Source organism: Sphingomonas sp., from assembly GCF_042095875.1.
Classification (GTDB): Bacteria; Pseudomonadota; Alphaproteobacteria; order Sphingomonadales; family Sphingomonadaceae; genus Sphingomonas.
In genome coordinates, this window is record NZ_JBELMJ010000019.1 from 1 (window position 1) to 15,359 (window position 15,359).

Consider the following 15,359-nt stretch of genomic DNA (forward strand, 5'->3'; position numbering starts at 1 on the left):
GACAACACCGGTCGGTCTCTGGTTGCCGCTGGATGAAAGGCGGGGGTCACGTCAGCCATGTCTAGTTTCCTTTATTGTTTGCCAATGAACCGATCGAGAAGCCCTTGGGCAGACAGCCGCACGTCTCTCGGCCCGCTGAGTGGCGGATGCGCATCGGCGGCACGGGTAAGCACGCCGGCACGCACGACAGATGGATGTCCCCGCCTCAGAGATGCGTCAGGTAGATGCACGCGAGAATTAGAAGCAGCCCGGATGCGCCAGTGATGAGCCTCAGCCTTGTGGCAACTGACGAACTTTCCGGCTGTCGCATTGACTGCATCCTTCGGAGTGCGAGCCGGACTCCTGCGCAGAGGGCAGATACGCGGAATGGGGCACGGCTATATAAGCCGTGATGAAGGTGTCGTCTCGCCTCGAACAGTCGTGCGACGGTCTAGGCGTTACCGCCGTTGGTATAGGTTACGATAAAGAACGCATGTGTCCGGAGCAGCGCGAAGGCGTGAGGAGCGGCGACATATTGCCATGTCCGTTCACTCCCACACCGATGGGTGCTTTGGTCGATTTGGGAGGAACTGACCCGCGCACGTTGGGACGCACGTCCGTGATAGAAACGAGCGGTTGGGCGTCCCATACTGAGGTGGGGCTTCCGCAAGTTACTAATTCGGGTGATGTGCGCCTTCGATGAAGACGTGTGAACTTGAAGGCCTGCCTAGATGAAGCGATGTGCCCTGCTATCTTTCCTGCTGCTGCTTACACCTGGTGCCGTCACGGCATCATCAACAGAAGCCTGGGCAAAGCTCACAGCCGACGCGAAGGCCCGGTGCGCTGCCGAGAGTCATCTTCTTCGTCCTTCGACGTCCGCTCCCATAGTGTTCAGTGACACCGCGGGGAAGGTCGCGCTGCTTGTGACCGGCTCCTTCCCGCAGAAAGGGCTGCGAGGAGTGCAGGGAAGCTATCTGTGCCTTTATGATCGCCGGACGGGGAGAGCGGAAGTGCAGGAGGCCAGGGGCTGGCGGGCGATCCGCTGATGTCGCTCGCCGGAGATGACCGCCAGGTGCCGGCGGAGACGTTCGTCGAGTATCCTATTCCCGCCGATGCGCTTCGGGAGCGTACCGTACGCTGGCACGATTCGGCGATGGCCGGAACGCTGACGTCTGGGCTGTCAGGATTGGAGATCATGCGAGGAATTCGAGACGGGACGCTGCCCGCCCCGCCGATGGCTCGCGCAATCGGCTTTCGGTGCGTCGTCGCCGAGCAAGGGGAAATCTCGATGAGGCTCGACCACGACGCCTCGTTAGAGAACACGTTGCGCATGCTCCATGGCGGAGTCGCGGCAACCATGCTCGACACGGCCATGGGAGCTGCGGCGCACACCATGCTGCCAGTTGGTAGCGCGGTGGTCACGCTGGACCTGACGCTGACCTACATCCGCCCGATAGACTTTCGGAACACGCCCGTAACGGCGACCGGACGTGTCATCAACGTCGGCCGCCGGACGGTTTACGTGTCGGGCGAGGTGATCGACCGCAATGGCGCCCTAACTGTTCATGGGGTTGGTAACTTTTCGGTCCTTAGCACTCGATCTCAAACGGCAGTGTAGATCTTTCACGCACGGAGCGGCAGCTACGCCGGATTCATTGAAGGTTTGGGTCAAGCAGCTGCGCCCATGCGGTCCAGCGTGGAATTGCCAATTAAATCGCTGACTACGTCGCACGGTTCGCCGTAGCCGGCTCACGCTCGAGGCAGGTGGCCTTAGGCTTTGAAAAAGTTGCCCACGCCAAGGCAGGGTTTGAAAAATCGGCGCAGGCTTGCTGCTGAAGGACAACCAACTGGCGCGCCCGGCTGGATTCGAACCAGCGGCCCCAAGCTTAGAAGGCTCGTGCTCTATCCAACTGAGCTACGGGCGCGCGTGGCGGTTCGATTAGCGCGGATTGCCGAGCGTGCAAACCGCCGGTTATGGAACGGGCATGACCGGCCCCTGCGAGCATCGTGACGACAGGTCGATCCCCGTGGTCGAGGGCGGCGCGCCGAGTGCCGGCGGTGCGCGCTTCTACGACCTGGTAATGGCGGCGTTCGTCGCGATCCTGCTGCTGTCGAACGTGCTGGGGGCGGGCAAGGTCGCGGTGGTGACGCTGCCGGTGGTCGGCGCGTGGCCGTTCGGGGCGGGTATCCTGTTCTTCCCGGTCAGCTACGTCATCGGCGACGTGCTGACCGAGGTGTACGGCTACGCGCGGGCCCGGCGCGTCATCTGGGTCGGGTTCGCCGCGACCGTGTTTATGGCGTTCATGGCGTGGGTGGTCGTCGCACTGCCGCCTGCGCCCGATTGGACCAACCAGGCGGCGTACGAGACGGTGTTCGGGCAGGTGCCGCGGATCGTCGTCGCCAGCATGTGCGCGTTCTGGGCGGGCGAGTTCGTCAACGCCTACGTCCTCGCGCGGATGAAGGTGTGGAGCGGCGGGCGGCACCTGTGGATGCGGACGATCGGCTCCACGCTGGTCGGGCAGGGCGTCGACAGCCTGATCTTCTACCCGCTCGCCTTCCTGGGCGCGGCGGGGTGGACGGGCGAGCTGGTGGTCACCGTGCTGTTCACGCAATGGGCGCTGAAGGTCGGGTGGGAGGTGCTGTTGACGCCCGTCACCTACGCTTTGGTTGGCGCGCTGAAACGCGCGGAAGGCGTCGACGTGTTCGACCGCGAAACCGACTTCTCGCCCTTCACCACGCGGGCCTGACGCGGAAGGTGAGGCTAAGGTGAGGCCAACGCGCCGGTTTGGTGCGGAAGGTCACGCTAAGGTGAGGCCAATGCGCGTCGTGGCGGCGGGCAGGGTGGGTGGTGTCGTCGGTGGTGGGAAAGAGCGCGGACGGGACGTTAAGGCGCAGCGCGCTCGTAGGACAGGGCTAGCGACCGACGAGCACGATGCCGAACGCACGCCGGGACCACCGCTGCCGCCCTCCGCTCAACCAATCTGGTCGAGCAGTCCCTCGAACAGGCGGCGACCGTCGGTGCCGCCGTGCGCCGGCTCGATCCGGCGTTCGGGATGCGGCATCATGCCGAGCACGTTGCCGCCCGCGTTGACCAGCCCGGCGATATCGCGCGCGCTGCCGTTGACCGGCTCGGCGTAGCGGAACGCGACCTGGCCTTCGCCCTCCAGCCGATCGAGCGTGTCGGGATCGGCGACGTAATTGCCGTCGTGGTGCGCGACGGGCACGCGCACCGTCTCACCTGCCGCGAAGCCGCCGGTGAACGCCGACTTCGACTCGCCAACCGTCAGCGCGACGTCGCGGCATACGAAGTCGAGCCCGGCGTTGCGCATCAGCGCGCCGGGTAGCAACCCCGCCTCCGTCAGTACCTGAAACCCGTTGCAGATGCCGAGCACGGGCAGGCCCTTGCCAGCCCGCTCCACCACGTCGCGCATGATCGGCGAGCGCGCGGCGATCGCACCCGAGCGGAGGTAGTCGCCGTAGGAGAAGCCGCCGGGCACCGCGACCAGCGACACGTCGTCGGGCAGCGCGGTGTCACGGTGCCACACCATCGTCGGACGGGTGCCCGTCACCTGTTCCAGCGCGACGGCGATGTCGCGGTCGCAGTTGGAGCCGGGGAAGACGACGACCGCCGTCTTCATGCGCGCTGGATCCGGTAGTTCTCGATCACGGTGTTCGCGAGCAGCTTTCGGCACATCGCGTCGACGTCGGCGTCGCTGGTGCCCTCGTCCACCTCCAGCTCGATCAGCTTGCCGACGCGCGCGCCGTGGACGCCTGCGAAGCCGAGGCCGGAGAGCGCGTGCTCGATCGCCTTGCCCTGCGGATCGAGGACGCCGGGTTTGAGCGTGACGTGGATGGTGAGCTTCATGCCCGGCGCCTATGCCGCGCCGACCCGTTCGGGGCAAGGTTTTAGGGGTGGAGGATTTTGCGAACCTGCGGCCGATCGGCAATCAGAAATAGCGCGCGAGCTGGAAGGAGAAGCGGCTGCGCCGGGTGCGATAGAGGTCGAGCGAGGAGAGGATGCCGGTCGCCGCCCACGACACCTGCGGCGAGAAGTCGAGCACGCGCAGCTTGCGATTGCCGAGCGACACCTGCGAGGCCACGCGCCAGTCGCGGCGCGGCGTGACCGAGAAGATCGGGATCGCGTCATCGAAGTACGCGCGGCTGACGCTGCCGCCGAAGCCGATGTTGAACCCGCGCGGCAGCTCGCCCGCGACGTTCGCGCCGACGCCGACCTCGGTGTTTGAGTAAGCGCCCGCGTTCAGCCAGTCGCGCCGCACGAAGGCTTGTGCGGCGGCGACGAAGGTGCGGCGGAAGCTCGTCTCGTACGAGACGTACACGCCGCCCTGCCAGCCGTCGAAGGCGCGGTCGAACTCGGTATCGGTGCGGCGGATGTCGAGCTGCACGCCCAGCCGCCGTCCGGCGTCGAGCGTGCGCTGCGCGCCGCCGCGCAGGCCGATCTGGCGGCTGGCGACGCGCCCACCGTACCAGCGCTGCGCGCCGATCGCCTGGAGCGACAGGCTCGATTCGTTCGACACCTGCGCCTCCGCGCCCGCGGCGGCCTGAACGAGGTAATCGTCGAAGCGCGAGCCCGAGTAGTTGAGCCCGCTGCCGTCGAGATTGCCGAGGAAGAACAGGTCGCCGCCGATCGGCAGGCGCGCCGCCGCGGACGCGACCGCAGTCTGCCCGGTGCCAGAGCGGCGACGCGCGCCCGCGTCGAGTTCGAGCGGCAGCGAATAGTCGCCTAGGTTCACGTTGACGACCCGCGCGTCGGTGGCGTTGTTGATGTTGGTGTCGGGCGCGATGCCGAGCGTCACGTCGGCGCGGAAGGCGCGGGCGGAGCGGATCACGTCGCGCGCGCCGCGCACCAGCCGCGCGAGATCGGGGTCGAGCTCGCGGCTCTGCTGCGCGAGTCGCAGCTGGCGGTCGGCCGCCGCGCTCTGGCCCATCGCGATCATCGTGCGGCCGAGTTCGAGCCGCACGCGGGTCTGGTTCGGATCGTCGGCGAGAATGTCCTTGTAGGCGCGCGCGGCGGCGGCGAGATCGCCCTCCTGCGCCGCGATGTACCCGGTCAGGAAGCGCGTCTGCAGCGTGAAATCGGGGGCGAGACGCAGCGCGGTGAGCAGCGTGCGCGCTTCGGGATACTTACCCGCCTGCACCAGCCGCTCGATCGAGGCGAGCAGTTGCGGTGCGGTGAGCCGGACCTCGCACGCGTTGGCGCCGCACTGGCCGGCGGCGGAGGCCGGGGCGGAGGCAGGCGGCGCGGGGGCGACCGCCGCACTGGGCTCCGCGGCGTCCGGCGCTGCCGCCAGCGCCGGGGCCGGCGACGCGAGCAGCGCCATCGTCGCCAGCAATCGGCGCAGCATGTCGCGCAACCTCCCGCCGCTGCCTACTTTTTGGCGCCGGTGAACGCGCCCTGGATGTCGACGCGCTGATCGGGCACCCCGCCGACGATGCGGAAGTTGCCGCCGACGTTGACCGCGTTGGGACCGAAGAAGGTGCCGTCGATCGAGCTCGCGCCCGACGTGCTCGAGCCCGCACTGATCGGGCCGAAGTCGATCGCCTTGCCGCCCAGCGTCGCGCTGGTGAACGCGCCGGCGAAGCCGCCGGTGCGCAGCAGGTCGATCTGCGCGCTGCCGCTCGCCTGGAACCGCGTGCCCGCGGGCGTCAGCAGCGCGGCATTGTCGATCAGCTGCCCGTTCTGGAACGTCGGCCCGACGGTGCCGTCCAAGCTGAGCGCGACGGTGGACTTGCCGAAGTCGACCGACACGTTGCTCGCGCCGGTGATCCACTGCATATAGGCGGGCTGCGGATTGCGGCTGTCGCGCGAGGTGTCGAGCACCGCGGAGGCGATGAAGCCGCCGGTGTAGGTGCCGCTGCCGCTGACCGGGATCTGCGACTGCGGGGTCAGCGAGCCGAACACCAAAGCGCCGTGCTTGCGCGCGACCAGCCCGATGTCGTTATACTCCTGCCGCGTGAAGCCGGCGAGCGTGACGTAGGTGGTCGCATCGGGGCGCTGGTAGAAGAAGGTCGAGCGATGCGTCTTGTCGGACGCCTCGAGATAGTTGAAGCCGGGGAGGTTTGGCGCCTCAAGCGTCGGCGTGCTCTCGGGATTGAAGTCGCTGCGGTGTGCGGGGTCCTGGAAGCGGACGCTGTTCTCGACGCCTGCCTTGCTGTCGTTGAAGGTCACCGTGAAGATACCGTCGCGCGGGCTGTAGTTGATCGTGCCCGAGGGCGTGCGCGTCGTGCTCGCATTGCCCTGATACGACACCGGCCGCTTGTCGACGCCGGCGACCTCGGGGTCGTAGCCGAAGGTGTGGAGCGCGCCGACAGCGTTGAAATTCGTCTCGGTGTTCACCGCCAGGAAGGTGGCGGAGGCAGCGGGCGCGGTACCGCTCGCGCTGCCGACGGGCGCGCCGGTGCCGCCAGAGGCGGTGCCGCCCGCGCCGGTGCTGCCCGAGCTGCCCGACCCCGTGCCGGTGCCCGTCGTCGGCGCGGGCGGCGCGATGCTGCCGACCGACTCAGGCCCCGCACCGCCGCATGCCGCGAGTGCCAGCAAGGGCAGCGCCAGCGCGCTTCGATGAAACCGCATAAGAAAACCCCCTCGTCGAACCGTGTCGGCGAGGGGGTTAGGCGGGCAGTGGTTAATTCGGGGTCAACGCAGTCACTTGCCGCGTTTCTTCCGGTGCGTTTCCATGTCGAGCACGGCGTTCTCCGTCCCCTCGGGCAGGAGCCCCAGGCGGCGCGCGACCTCCTGATACGCCTCGACCTCGCCGCCCAGGTCGCGGCGGAAGCGGTCCTTGTCCAGCTTCTCGTCGCTGTCCATGTCCCACAGGCGGCAGCAATCGGGGCTGATCTCATCCGCCAGGATGATCCGGCTGTAGTCGTTGTCCCAGATGCGGCCGAACTCGAGCTTGAAGTCGACCAGGCGGATGCCGACGCCGGCGAACAGCCCGCACAGGAAATCGTTCACGCGGATCGCCAGGTCGGCGATGTCGTGCATCTCCTCCTGGCTAGCCCAGCCGAAGGCGGCGATATGCTCGTCGGTGATCATCGGGTCGCCGAGCTCATCCGACTTGTAGGCGTACTCGATGATGGTGCGCGGCAGCTGCACGCCTTCCTCGATCCCCAGCCGCTTCGACAGCGAGCCCGCGGCGACGTTGCGGACCATCACCTCAACGGGGACAATCTCGACTTGCCGAATGAGTTGCTCGCGCATGTTGAGACGGCGTATGAAGTGCGTCGGCACGCCAATATGTCCCAACAGCGTGAAGACGTGCTCGCTGATGCGGTTGTTGAGCACGCCCTTGCCGTTGATCGTGCCCTTCTTCTGCGCGTTGAAGGCGGTGGCGTCGTCCTTGAAATACTGGATCAGCGTGCCGGGCTCGGGACCCTCATACAGGATCTTGGCCTTGCCCTCGTAGATCTGCCGCCTGCGCGCCATGGGTCGCCCTTTCGCCAAAACGATGACGCCCCGGCAAGCGCGGACGGGCCGCGCGGCCGGGGCGATGTTGCGGCGGCCTATACGGGAAAGCGGCGCGAGGGAAAAGGGGCGTGCTGCACTGCGGCGGTGCTCGGGCGGCAGAGGCTCAGCGCGCGATGTCGAGCTGGCGGTCGGGCACGCCCAATTGCTCGAGCAGCAGCCGCTTGGCGGTGCGCCACGCCGCGGTCTCGGGCGTGATCAGCTCGACGTGGCCGGTGTTCGGCACCGTGTGCAAGGTGGCGCGGTCGCCCGCGGCGGTGGCGCGCGCGACGTAGTCGGTTGCCATGCGATAGGGGATGATCCGGTCCTCGCGGCCGTTGACCAGCGCCTGCGGCACGCCAAGCGGCAGCAGGCGCGGCACCGACGTGTCGGCGAAGGGATCGCGCCGGGCGGTGCCGACCAGCTGCTGGACGACCTCGATGCCGCAGCCGTTGTCGGGGCTGCGCGCGGTCGCCTCCAGGTCGGGCAGACCGCCCAGGCTGACGACGTAGGCGAGCTTCAGCGGGTTTGCGCTGTGCAGCGGGCTGCTCGCGGGCAGGCGCGGGCGCGCGGCGAGCCAGAGCGCCAGGTGACCGCCGGCGGAGTGACCCACGGCCACCACGCGCCGCGTGTCGAGCCGGTATTTCGCTGCGGACACAAGCAGTTGATCGGCAGCCTTCGCAGCATCGCTGAAGGTGCCGGGATAGCCCCCGCCGCTGCGGTCGACGCCGCGATAGTCGATGTTCCACACCGCCACGCCCGATCGGCGCAGGTCGTCTGCGGCCCAGTTCATCAGCGTGCGATCGGCGATCTTGGTCTGCCAGCAACCGCCGTGCACCATCACCACGACCGGGAACGGACCCGCGCCGCGCGGCAGCCACACGTCGACCTTCTGCATGGAATCGTCGCCGTAGCTGACGGTCGCGTCGGGCGTGGGCCGAGTACGCTTGGTCAGGTCGGACCAGGTGAGCGGCGCGAAGGCCGCGGTCGGAGCGGGGGTGGGTGACTGGGGCAGGGTGGTCGAGCCTTTGGCAGCGGAGACGGCGATGGCGGCGAGCAGGGCGGCGGGGGCGAGGAGGCGAAGCGGGGTCATGGCGCGGATTGTGCCACGCCGCGCGCGCGCGGTCACTCGTGCGTCGTCACAATGCGTCGGCGCGCCCCCTTAACGCCAGCCGCCAAGGCTGGTAGGTATGGCCGCGACGATGCCGACCAAGATCACCGACCTTCCTGACAATCCGCCCGTCGGCGTGCTCGACGCGCCGTTCGACAGCGCCTTGTCTGAGCGCTACCTCGTCTACGCGCTGTCGACGATCACCGCGCGGTCGCTGCCCGACGTGCGCGACGGGTTGAAGCCCGTTCACCGCCGATTGTTGTGGGCGATGAGGCTGTTACGGCTCGATCCTGCGGCCGGGTACAAGAAGTGCGCGCGCGTCGTCGGCGACGTGATCGGCAAGTATCACCCGCACGGCGACCAGTCCGTCTACGACGCGATGGTGCGGTTGGCGCAGGATTTCGCGCTGCGTTACCCCTTGGTCGACGGCCAGGGGAACTTCGGCAACATCGACGGCGATAATGCCGCCGCCTACCGCTACACCGAGGCGCGGCTGACGCAGGTCGCGATCGACCTGATGGACGGGCTGGACGAGGACGCGGTCGAGTTCCGCCCGACCTACAACGGCGAGGAGCAGGAGCCCGAGCTGTTCCCCGGCGCCTTCCCGAACCTGCTAGCGAACGGCGCTGCGGGGATCGCGGTCGGCATGGCGACCGCCATCCCGCCGCACAATGCGGCCGAGCTGCTCGACGCGGCGATCATGCTGGTCGACCGGCCGGACGCGGGCGACGCCGACGTGCTCGCGCTGGTCAAGGGCCCCGATTTCCCGACCGGCGGGCTGGTGGTCGATCCGCCAGCGGCGATCACCGAGGCCTACGTCACTGGACGCGGGGCATTTCGCGTCCGCGCGCGCTGGTCGATCGAGCGCGAGAAGGGCGGCGGCTGGCAGATCGTCGTCTCCGAGATCCCGTACGGCGTGCCCAAGGGCAAGCTGATCGAGCAGATCGCTGGTCTGATCAACGACAAGAAGCTGCCGATCCTGGCCGACGTGCGCGACGAGAGCGACGCGGAGGTGCGGCTGGTGCTGGAGCCACGCAGCCGGACGGTCGACGCGCAGGTGCTGATGGACGGGCTGTTCCGCTTGTCCGACCTGGAATCGCGCATTCCGCTCAACCTCAACGTGCTCGACCGCGAGCGCACGCCGCGGGTCATGTCGCTGCGCGACGCACTCGCCGCCTGGGTCGAGCACCAGTTCGTCGTGCTGCGCCGGCGGACCGAGCACCGGCTGGGCAAGATTGCCGACCGGCTGGAGCTGGTCGGCGGCTATATCGTCGCGTTTCTCAATCTCGACCGCGTGATCGAGATTATCCGCACCGAAGACGAGCCCAAGGCGGTGATGATCGCCGAGTTCCAGCTGACCGACCGGCAGGCGGAGGCGATCCTCAACATGCGGCTGCGCTCGCTGCGGCGGCTGGAGGAGATGGAGCTCAAGCGCGAGCAGGCGACGCTGGAGAAGGAACAGGCCGACCTGACGCTGCTGCTGGGCAGCGAGGCGCGGCAGCGGACGCGGTTGAAGCGCGATTTTGGGCGGGTGCGCGCGCGCTACGGTCCGGAGACGCCGCTGGGTGCGCGGCGCACCGGCATCGAAGAGGCCGCACCGACGCGCGACATCCCGCTGGAGGCGATGATCGAGCGCGAGCCGATCACGGTGATCCTGTCCGAGCGCGGCTGGGTGCGCGCATTGAAGGGGCACGTCGACCTGTCCGCGCCCGAGACGCTGAAGTTCAAGGAAGGCGACGGCCCCGCGTTCGCGTTCCACGCGCAGACGACCGATAAGCTGCTGCTCGCCGCCGCCAACGGGCGCTTCTACACGCTCGCGGCCGACAAGCTGCCGGGCGGACGCGGGTTCGGCGAGCCGGTGCGCGCGACGATCGACCTGGACGGCAGCGTTCCGATCGTCGCGTTCCTGCCGCTGCGCAAGGCCGAGCGGCTGCTGCTAGCGGCGAGCGACGGGCGCGGCTTCGTCGTGGCCGGCGCGGACACGGTGGCGGAAACGCGCAAGGGCAAGAACGTCATGTCGCCGCGGACCGGCGCGCGACTCGCGGTCGTCCATCCGGTCGCGGGCGAGGACGATTACGTCGCGGTGATCGGCGACAACCGCAAGATGCTGGTGTTCCCAATCGCGGAGCTGCCCGCACTCGCGCGTGGGCAGGGGGTGCAGTTGCAGCGCTACCGCGAGGGTGGGCTGGCCGATGCCAAGACGTTCGTGTTCGCGCAGGGGCTCAGCTGGACGATGGGGGGCGAGACGGGCCGGACGCGGACCGAGGCCGACCTGAACCCGTGGCGCACCGCGCGCGGCGCGGCGGGGCGGATGCCGCCGAACGGATTCCCGCGCGACAACCGGTTCTGAGCCGACGCGCGTCAACCGCTTAGGTCAGGTAATTCGACCTTAATGCTTGTTGGCTAGCGTTGTCAGCGATGGTCACCAGCCTGTCTTCCGCTGCACGCGCGGTGCCGAGCGCTCCACCCTACGTCCTGCCGCCGGGCATCGCGGCGGCGCAGGGGGGGCTCGAGCTCGTGCCGATGCCGCTGCTGATGGCGGCGCTGCACGGCGACGAGGTGATCCACGAGGCCGTCAACCGCGCGTTCGTGCGCGCGCAGATCGGGGCGCGCACCAGCCTAGACCCGATCATTCGCGCGTTCCTGCTGAGCGGCAAGGCGGTGGCGGAGCATGAGTGGCAGTCGGGCGGCGAGGTCGAGCGGCGCTATTTCCGCGTCTCGCTGTCGCGCATCACGCTGCGCGCGGAGCCGGTGTGCGTCGTCGCGCTGGTCGATCAGACCGCGGAGCTGCGCACGCAGGAGACGCTGCGCCGCGAGATGGCGATCGATTCGCTGACCGGGCTGCCGAACCGGGGCGGCTTCACCGACGCGCTGGAGACGACGATCGCCGGCGGCACCGCGCGCTGGGCGGTGCTGATGGTCGACCTGGAGCGGTTCAGCCGCATCAACGCGTGCCTGGGCAGCATGGCGGGCGACGAGTTGCTGATCACCGTCGCGCGCCGGATCAAGGGCGCGCTGCGCGCGCGCGACACGCTGGCGCGCACCGGCGGGGATGAGTTCGGCATCCTGCTGGCGATCGACGAGCGCGACGACGAGGCGCAGCACGTCGCCAAACGGTTGCAGGCGGCACTGTCGACCCCGTTCCGGCTGAGCGAATATGAGATCCGCGTGACTTGCGCGATCGGCATCGCGTTCGGCGACCCAAGCGTCACGCATTCGGAGGACGTCATCCGCCACGCGCAGGTGGCGATGAAGAAGTCCAAGGCGAGCAAGAAGGCCGAGGCATACCAGACGCGCGCGCTCGATTCGGCGCGGGCCGAGTTCGCGATGGAAACCGCGCTGCGCCGCGCGATCGAGAACGGCGACCTGACGCTGCGTTACCAGCCGATCTGCAACCTCTCAACGGGTAAGGTGCAGAGTTTCGAGGCGCTCGCGCGCTGGACCGACGAGTACGGCGTCCAGCACCAGCCGAGCGACTTCATCCGCGTGGCAGAGGAATCCGGGCTGATCGTCCCGCTCGGGCGCTGGGCGATCGACGCGGCGCTGGCGACCGTGGCGGGGTGGGACCGGCGCGGCGACGCGAGCCACACGATCCGCGTCGGCGTCAACGTGTCACCGATCCAGCTCCAGCGCGACTCGATGCCCGACGTGGTCGAGCACGCGCTCGCCGCCTCCGGCATGCCGGGCGAGCGGTTGAAGCTGGAATTGACCGAGAGCGCGCTGATCGCCGAGCCGGCGCGGATGGCGCGGATGCTGACCGCGCTGAAATCGTTCGGGCTGACGATCGCGATGGACGATTTCGGCACCGGCTTCTCCAATCTCGCGTCGCTGCAGAAGCTGCCGATCGACGTGCTCAAGATCGATCGCAGCTTCATCACCGGCATGCTCGCCGACCGCGACAAGATCGCGATCGTGCGCGCGATCCTGAGTCTGTCGCAGGCGCTCAACATGTCGACGGTGGCGGAAGGGATCGAGACGCACGAGGTCGGGCAGACGCTGGCGGCGCTGGGGTGCACCGCGGGGCAGGGGTACGCCTACGCGCAGCCGCTCGAGCCCGAGGAAGCCTATCGCTTCCTCCTGGCGCGCAACCGCTAGCGCGCGTCCGCCAGCGCGGCGGCGACCTCCTCGTCGGCGATTTGGCGGGTGCGCTGTGCGTCGGGGAAGTGTTCCGCGATCCAGCGCGACTCGATTCGTTTGAGCGTGCGCGCGACCAGCGGCCCCTTGCTCAGCCCGCGCGCGACCAGCTCGCCGCCGCCGATCGGCAGGCGCGGCGCGGTCCAACGATCGAGCGCGGACACGTCCGCGCCGGCGAGCAGCAGCCGGTCGAGCGCCACGTCGATGCCGCAGCGATAGGCGAGCCCGCGCGCGCCCTCGTCGCCCGCCCCGGCGGTGGCGAGCATCAGGCGCTTTCGGTCGGCATTGCTGAGCTTCAACCGCGCGCCGACGCCTTCCGCGATATCGAGTGGGAGCAGCGCGGCGAGGCGGCGGACCGCGTCGGGTGCGACGCCGGCGGCGAGCTCGCGATTCGCCAGCGCGCGCAGTCGCTCGACGCCGCCGCCGTCGATCTCGGGCACGATCGGGCGGAAGATGCCGCGCGCTTCCATCAGCGCGACAACTGGCACCGCCGCGCGCGCGACCAGCAGCTTGGTCAACTCGGCGGCGACGCGCTCGCGGCTGAGCGCCATCAGGTCGTTGGCACGCGCGACGCAGGCGGCAAGCCCGTTGTCGTCGATCGCATCGCCGAAGCGCGCGTGGAAGCGGAAGAAGCGCAGGATGCGCAGGTGATCCTCCGCGATACGCTGGAGCGGATCGCCGATGAAGCGCACCTGCCCGGCGGCGAGGTCGACGAGCCCGCCGAACCAGTCGAACACGCGGCCGGTCAGCGGATCGGCGTAGAGCGCGTTCATCGTGAAGTCGCGCCGCGCCGCATCCTCGCGCCAATCGTCGGTGTAGGCGACGACCGCGTGGCGCCCGTCGGTCGACACGTCGCGGCGCAGCGTCGTCACCTCCACCACCGTGCCCGACGACACGGCGGTGACGGTGCCGTGCGCGATGCCCGTCGGCACCGCCTTGATCCCGGCGGCCTCCAGCCGCCGCACGACCTCGTCGGGGGCGTGGAGGGTGGCGAGATCGATGTCGTGCGCGTCGAGCCCGAGCAGCGTGTCGCGCACCGCGCCGCCGACGAAGCGCGCCTCGCCGCGCTCCGCGCCGAGCACCTCGGCCAGCTTGTCCAGGCCGGGGCGATGCCGCCACGCCGCGTCGGGCAGCGTCGTCGCGCTCACGCCGTCCATCGCAGCCGCTGCGACAGGTTGACGATCATGCCCGCGGTCGCGCCCCAGATCCGGCGATCCTCCCACGTCATCTCCCAATAGGTGCGCTCCGTGCCCTGCCAGTCGACCGTGCGCTGGCGATGGTTGGCGGGCTCGAGCAGGAAGTCGAGCGGCACCTCGAACACGCTCGCCACCTCGCCCTCGTTGGGGTGGAGCGGCAGGTCGGGCGGCACGACGCCGACGATCGGCGTGATCGTGTAGCCGGTGCCGGTGCGATATCGGTCGGTCGGGCCGATCACCTCGACCGCCGAGGCGGGCAGCGCGACCTCTTCCTCGGCCTCGCGAAGCGCGGCGGCGACGGCGTCCTCGCCGGGGTCGATCCGCCCACCGGGAAAGGCGACCTGCCCCGCGTGCTGGCGCAGCGTTTCGACCCGCTGGGTCAGGATCACGCCGGGGCGCGCGCGGTCGGTGATCGGGATCAGCACCGCGGCGGCGGTCAGCGTCTCGTGCGCGGGCAGGTCGTCGCGGTCGCCGGCGAGCAGCGCCACCGCGCGCGGCGACACGAGCGCCGCCGCCACCCGCTCGGCGAGCGAGGGCAGGTCGGGGGCGCTGCTCACCTGGGCGCGGGCGTGAGCGGGAAGAAGGTGCCGCCGCTCCACACGCCCGGCACGTCGGAGCCGGCAGCGAGCGCGAGTTCGGCGAGGTCATAGTAGATCGCGCGCGCGATCAACGCCTCCAGACCGCCGCGGACGTGCAGGTACGGGTGCGGGCCGTCGTCGTGCTCCTCGAATCGCAGCGGGTGCTCGGCAGAGGTGGTGACGACGTCGCCGGTGTTGAGGCGGAAGGCCAGCGTCTGCGCCTCGCCCGCGCCCTCGACCTTCATCTCCACCGCGACGAAGGGCGCGTCCTCGACGAGGATGTCGAGCTTCTCGACCGGGGTCACCAGCACGTAGCCGCCGTCCGGCTCTCGCCGCAGGATGCGGCTGAACGCGCGGACCATCGCCGCGCGGCCGATCGGCGAGCCCTGGTGAAACCACGTCCCGTCGCGCGCGATCCGCATGTCGCTGTCGCCGCAATGCGCCGGGTGCCAGCGATCGACCGGGGGCAGGCGGTCGCTGTCGGCCATTCGCGCAATATCGGCGACGGTCAGCGTGTCGAAGTCGGGTAGAGGCGCCATCGGCATGACGTCGAGGTAGGGACGAAGGAGGCGCGGGTAAAGACGCGGCACCCGGTGCGTTGGGGGCCTGAACCAGACGGGGCCTGGATCAGACGGGGGCCGCGACACGCGGGCCGATCTCGCCCGCGCCAGCCGGAACGCCGTGGCCGCGCGCGAGCAGCCGGTGGCGCTCGACCGGACCGGGCAGTCGCCACTCGCCGGTATGGTCGGCCGAGAAGCCGAAGAAGCGGCCATAATATTCCGGATCGCCGATCAGCATCAGCGCGGCGTCCGCCGGCGCCGCGTCGAGCGCCGCGCGCATCAACCGACGGCCGATCCCGTCCTGCTGCCGCTCGGGCGTGACCGCGACCGGGCCGACCAGGA

General features: G+C 69.3%; 13 protein-coding genes, 1 tRNA gene and 1 pseudogene. 4 read left to right on the top strand and 11 right to left on the bottom strand.

Annotated elements, in window-relative coordinates:
* Positions 1-1,024: 1,024 nt before the first annotated feature.
* Positions 1,025-1,597, top strand: a complete 573-nt coding sequence (locus tag ACFDS6_RS08565) for a PaaI family thioesterase (protein ID WP_375271730.1) — start codon at positions 1,025-1,027, stop codon at positions 1,595-1,597.
* 230 nt (positions 1,598-1,827) lie between these two features.
* Here ACFDS6_RS08565 and ACFDS6_RS08570 read toward each other — a convergent pair.
* A tRNA-Arg gene (locus ACFDS6_RS08570) sits at positions 1,828-1,904 on the bottom strand.
* 60 nt (positions 1,905-1,964) lie between these two features.
* Between ACFDS6_RS08570 and ACFDS6_RS08575 the strand changes: the two genes are divergently transcribed.
* Entirely contained in the window at positions 1,965-2,726 is a 762-nt protein-coding gene (locus ACFDS6_RS08575; RefSeq protein ID WP_375271731.1) for a queuosine precursor transporter, read from the top strand.
* Between the two features lie 225 nt (positions 2,727-2,951).
* On the opposite strand, the gene purQ is transcribed toward ACFDS6_RS08575, so the two are convergent.
* The 6 genes from purQ to ACFDS6_RS08605 form a co-directional block, all read right to left on the bottom strand.
* Positions 2,952-3,617: a phosphoribosylformylglycinamidine synthase subunit PurQ gene (gene purQ, locus ACFDS6_RS08580; protein WP_375271732.1), complete on the bottom strand. Its 666-nt coding sequence runs from the start codon at positions 3,615-3,617 to the stop codon at positions 2,952-2,954.
* Positions 3,614-3,844, bottom strand: coding sequence for a phosphoribosylformylglycinamidine synthase subunit PurS (gene purS / locus ACFDS6_RS08585; RefSeq protein WP_375271733.1), 231 nt, complete (start codon positions 3,842-3,844; stop codon positions 3,614-3,616). Before purS ends, purQ begins: the two co-directional genes overlap by 4 nt.
* A gap of 82 nt (positions 3,845-3,926) precedes the next feature.
* Positions 3,927-5,342 (bottom strand): surface lipoprotein assembly modifier, encoded by a 1,416-nt coding sequence (locus ACFDS6_RS08590; protein WP_375271734.1) that lies wholly within the window; start codon positions 5,340-5,342, stop codon positions 3,927-3,929.
* Between the two features lie 23 nt (positions 5,343-5,365).
* Complete coding sequence (locus ACFDS6_RS08595; RefSeq protein WP_375271736.1) at positions 5,366-6,568, bottom strand: transferrin-binding protein-like solute binding protein; 1,203 nt, start codon at positions 6,566-6,568, stop codon at positions 5,366-5,368.
* A 72-nt stretch (positions 6,569-6,640) separates the two neighbouring features.
* Positions 6,641-7,420 carry a phosphoribosylaminoimidazolesuccinocarboxamide synthase gene (gene purC, locus ACFDS6_RS08600; RefSeq protein WP_375271737.1) on the bottom strand — a complete coding sequence of 260 codons (780 nt, stop codon included), beginning with the start codon at positions 7,418-7,420 and terminating at the stop codon, positions 6,641-6,643.
* A 145-nt stretch (positions 7,421-7,565) separates the two neighbouring features.
* Positions 7,566-8,531: an alpha/beta hydrolase family protein gene (locus ACFDS6_RS08605; protein ID WP_375271738.1), complete on the bottom strand. Its 966-nt coding sequence runs from the start codon at positions 8,529-8,531 to the stop codon at positions 7,566-7,568.
* 109 nt (positions 8,532-8,640) lie between these two features.
* On the opposite strand from ACFDS6_RS08605, the gene parC reads away from it, so the two are divergent.
* Together parC and ACFDS6_RS08615 are read left to right on the top strand one after the other, a co-directional pair.
* Complete coding sequence (gene parC / locus ACFDS6_RS08610; RefSeq protein ID WP_375271774.1) at positions 8,641-10,899, top strand: DNA topoisomerase IV subunit A; 2,259 nt, start codon at positions 8,641-8,643, stop codon at positions 10,897-10,899.
* 173 nt (positions 10,900-11,072) lie between these two features.
* Positions 11,073-12,644 (top strand): putative bifunctional diguanylate cyclase/phosphodiesterase, encoded by a 1,572-nt coding sequence (locus ACFDS6_RS08615; RefSeq protein WP_375271775.1) that lies wholly within the window; start codon positions 11,073-11,075, stop codon positions 12,642-12,644.
* On the opposite strand, the gene ACFDS6_RS08620 is transcribed toward ACFDS6_RS08615, so the two are convergent.
* From ACFDS6_RS08620 to ACFDS6_RS08635, 4 genes and pseudogenes are all read right to left on the bottom strand, one after another.
* The gene (locus ACFDS6_RS08620; RefSeq protein WP_375271739.1) at positions 12,641-13,840 is read right to left on the bottom strand and encodes a CCA tRNA nucleotidyltransferase; all 1,200 of its coding nucleotides are present in this window, start codon (positions 13,838-13,840) and stop codon (positions 12,641-12,643) included. The two genes, ACFDS6_RS08615 and ACFDS6_RS08620, sit on opposite strands and share 4 nt — an antisense overlap.
* On the bottom strand, positions 13,828-14,436 hold the full coding sequence (locus ACFDS6_RS08625) for a CoA pyrophosphatase (protein WP_375271740.1): 609 nt from the start codon (positions 14,434-14,436) through the stop codon (positions 13,828-13,830). Before ACFDS6_RS08625 ends, ACFDS6_RS08620 begins: the two co-directional genes overlap by 13 nt.
* Entirely contained in the window at positions 14,433-15,002 is a 570-nt protein-coding gene (locus ACFDS6_RS08630) for a DUF1285 domain-containing protein (RefSeq protein WP_375271741.1), read from the bottom strand. Before ACFDS6_RS08630 ends, ACFDS6_RS08625 begins: the two co-directional genes overlap by 4 nt.
* A gap of 82 nt (positions 15,003-15,084) precedes the next feature.
* Positions 15,085-15,359, bottom strand: a pseudogene (locus tag ACFDS6_RS08635) (GNAT family N-acetyltransferase); the annotation flags it as partial.

Bases quoted from the DNA above. Each gene is read 5' to 3' on its own strand.
- purS (WP_375271733.1), bottom strand. From the start codon at position 3,844: ATGAAGCTCACCATCCACGTCACGCTCAAACCCGGCGTCCTCGATCCG.
- ACFDS6_RS08575 (WP_375271731.1), top strand. From the start codon at position 1,965: ATGACCGGCCCCTGCGAGCATCGTGACGACAGGTCGATCCCCGTGGTC.
- purC (WP_375271737.1), bottom strand. From the start codon at position 7,420: ATGGCGCGCAGGCGGCAGATCTACGAGGGCAAGGCCAAGATCCTGTAT.
- ACFDS6_RS08595 (WP_375271736.1), bottom strand. From the start codon at position 6,568: ATGCGGTTTCATCGAAGCGCGCTGGCGCTGCCCTTGCTGGCACTCGCG.
- ACFDS6_RS08565 (WP_375271730.1), top strand. From the start codon at position 1,025: ATGTCGCTCGCCGGAGATGACCGCCAGGTGCCGGCGGAGACGTTCGTC.
- ACFDS6_RS08620 (WP_375271739.1), bottom strand. From the start codon at position 13,840: ATGGACGGCGTGAGCGCGACGACGCTGCCCGACGCGGCGTGGCGGCAT.
- ACFDS6_RS08630 (WP_375271741.1), bottom strand. From the start codon at position 15,002: ATGCCGATGGCGCCTCTACCCGACTTCGACACGCTGACCGTCGCCGAT.
- parC (WP_375271774.1), top strand. From the start codon at position 8,641: ATGCCGACCAAGATCACCGACCTTCCTGACAATCCGCCCGTCGGCGTG.
- ACFDS6_RS08590 (WP_375271734.1), bottom strand. From the start codon at position 5,342: ATGCTGCGCCGATTGCTGGCGACGATGGCGCTGCTCGCGTCGCCGGCC.
- ACFDS6_RS08605 (WP_375271738.1), bottom strand. From the start codon at position 8,531: ATGACCCCGCTTCGCCTCCTCGCCCCCGCCGCCCTGCTCGCCGCCATC.
- ACFDS6_RS08615 (WP_375271775.1), top strand. From the start codon at position 11,073: ATGCCGCTGCTGATGGCGGCGCTGCACGGCGACGAGGTGATCCACGAG.
- purQ (WP_375271732.1), bottom strand. From the start codon at position 3,617: ATGAAGACGGCGGTCGTCGTCTTCCCCGGCTCCAACTGCGACCGCGAC.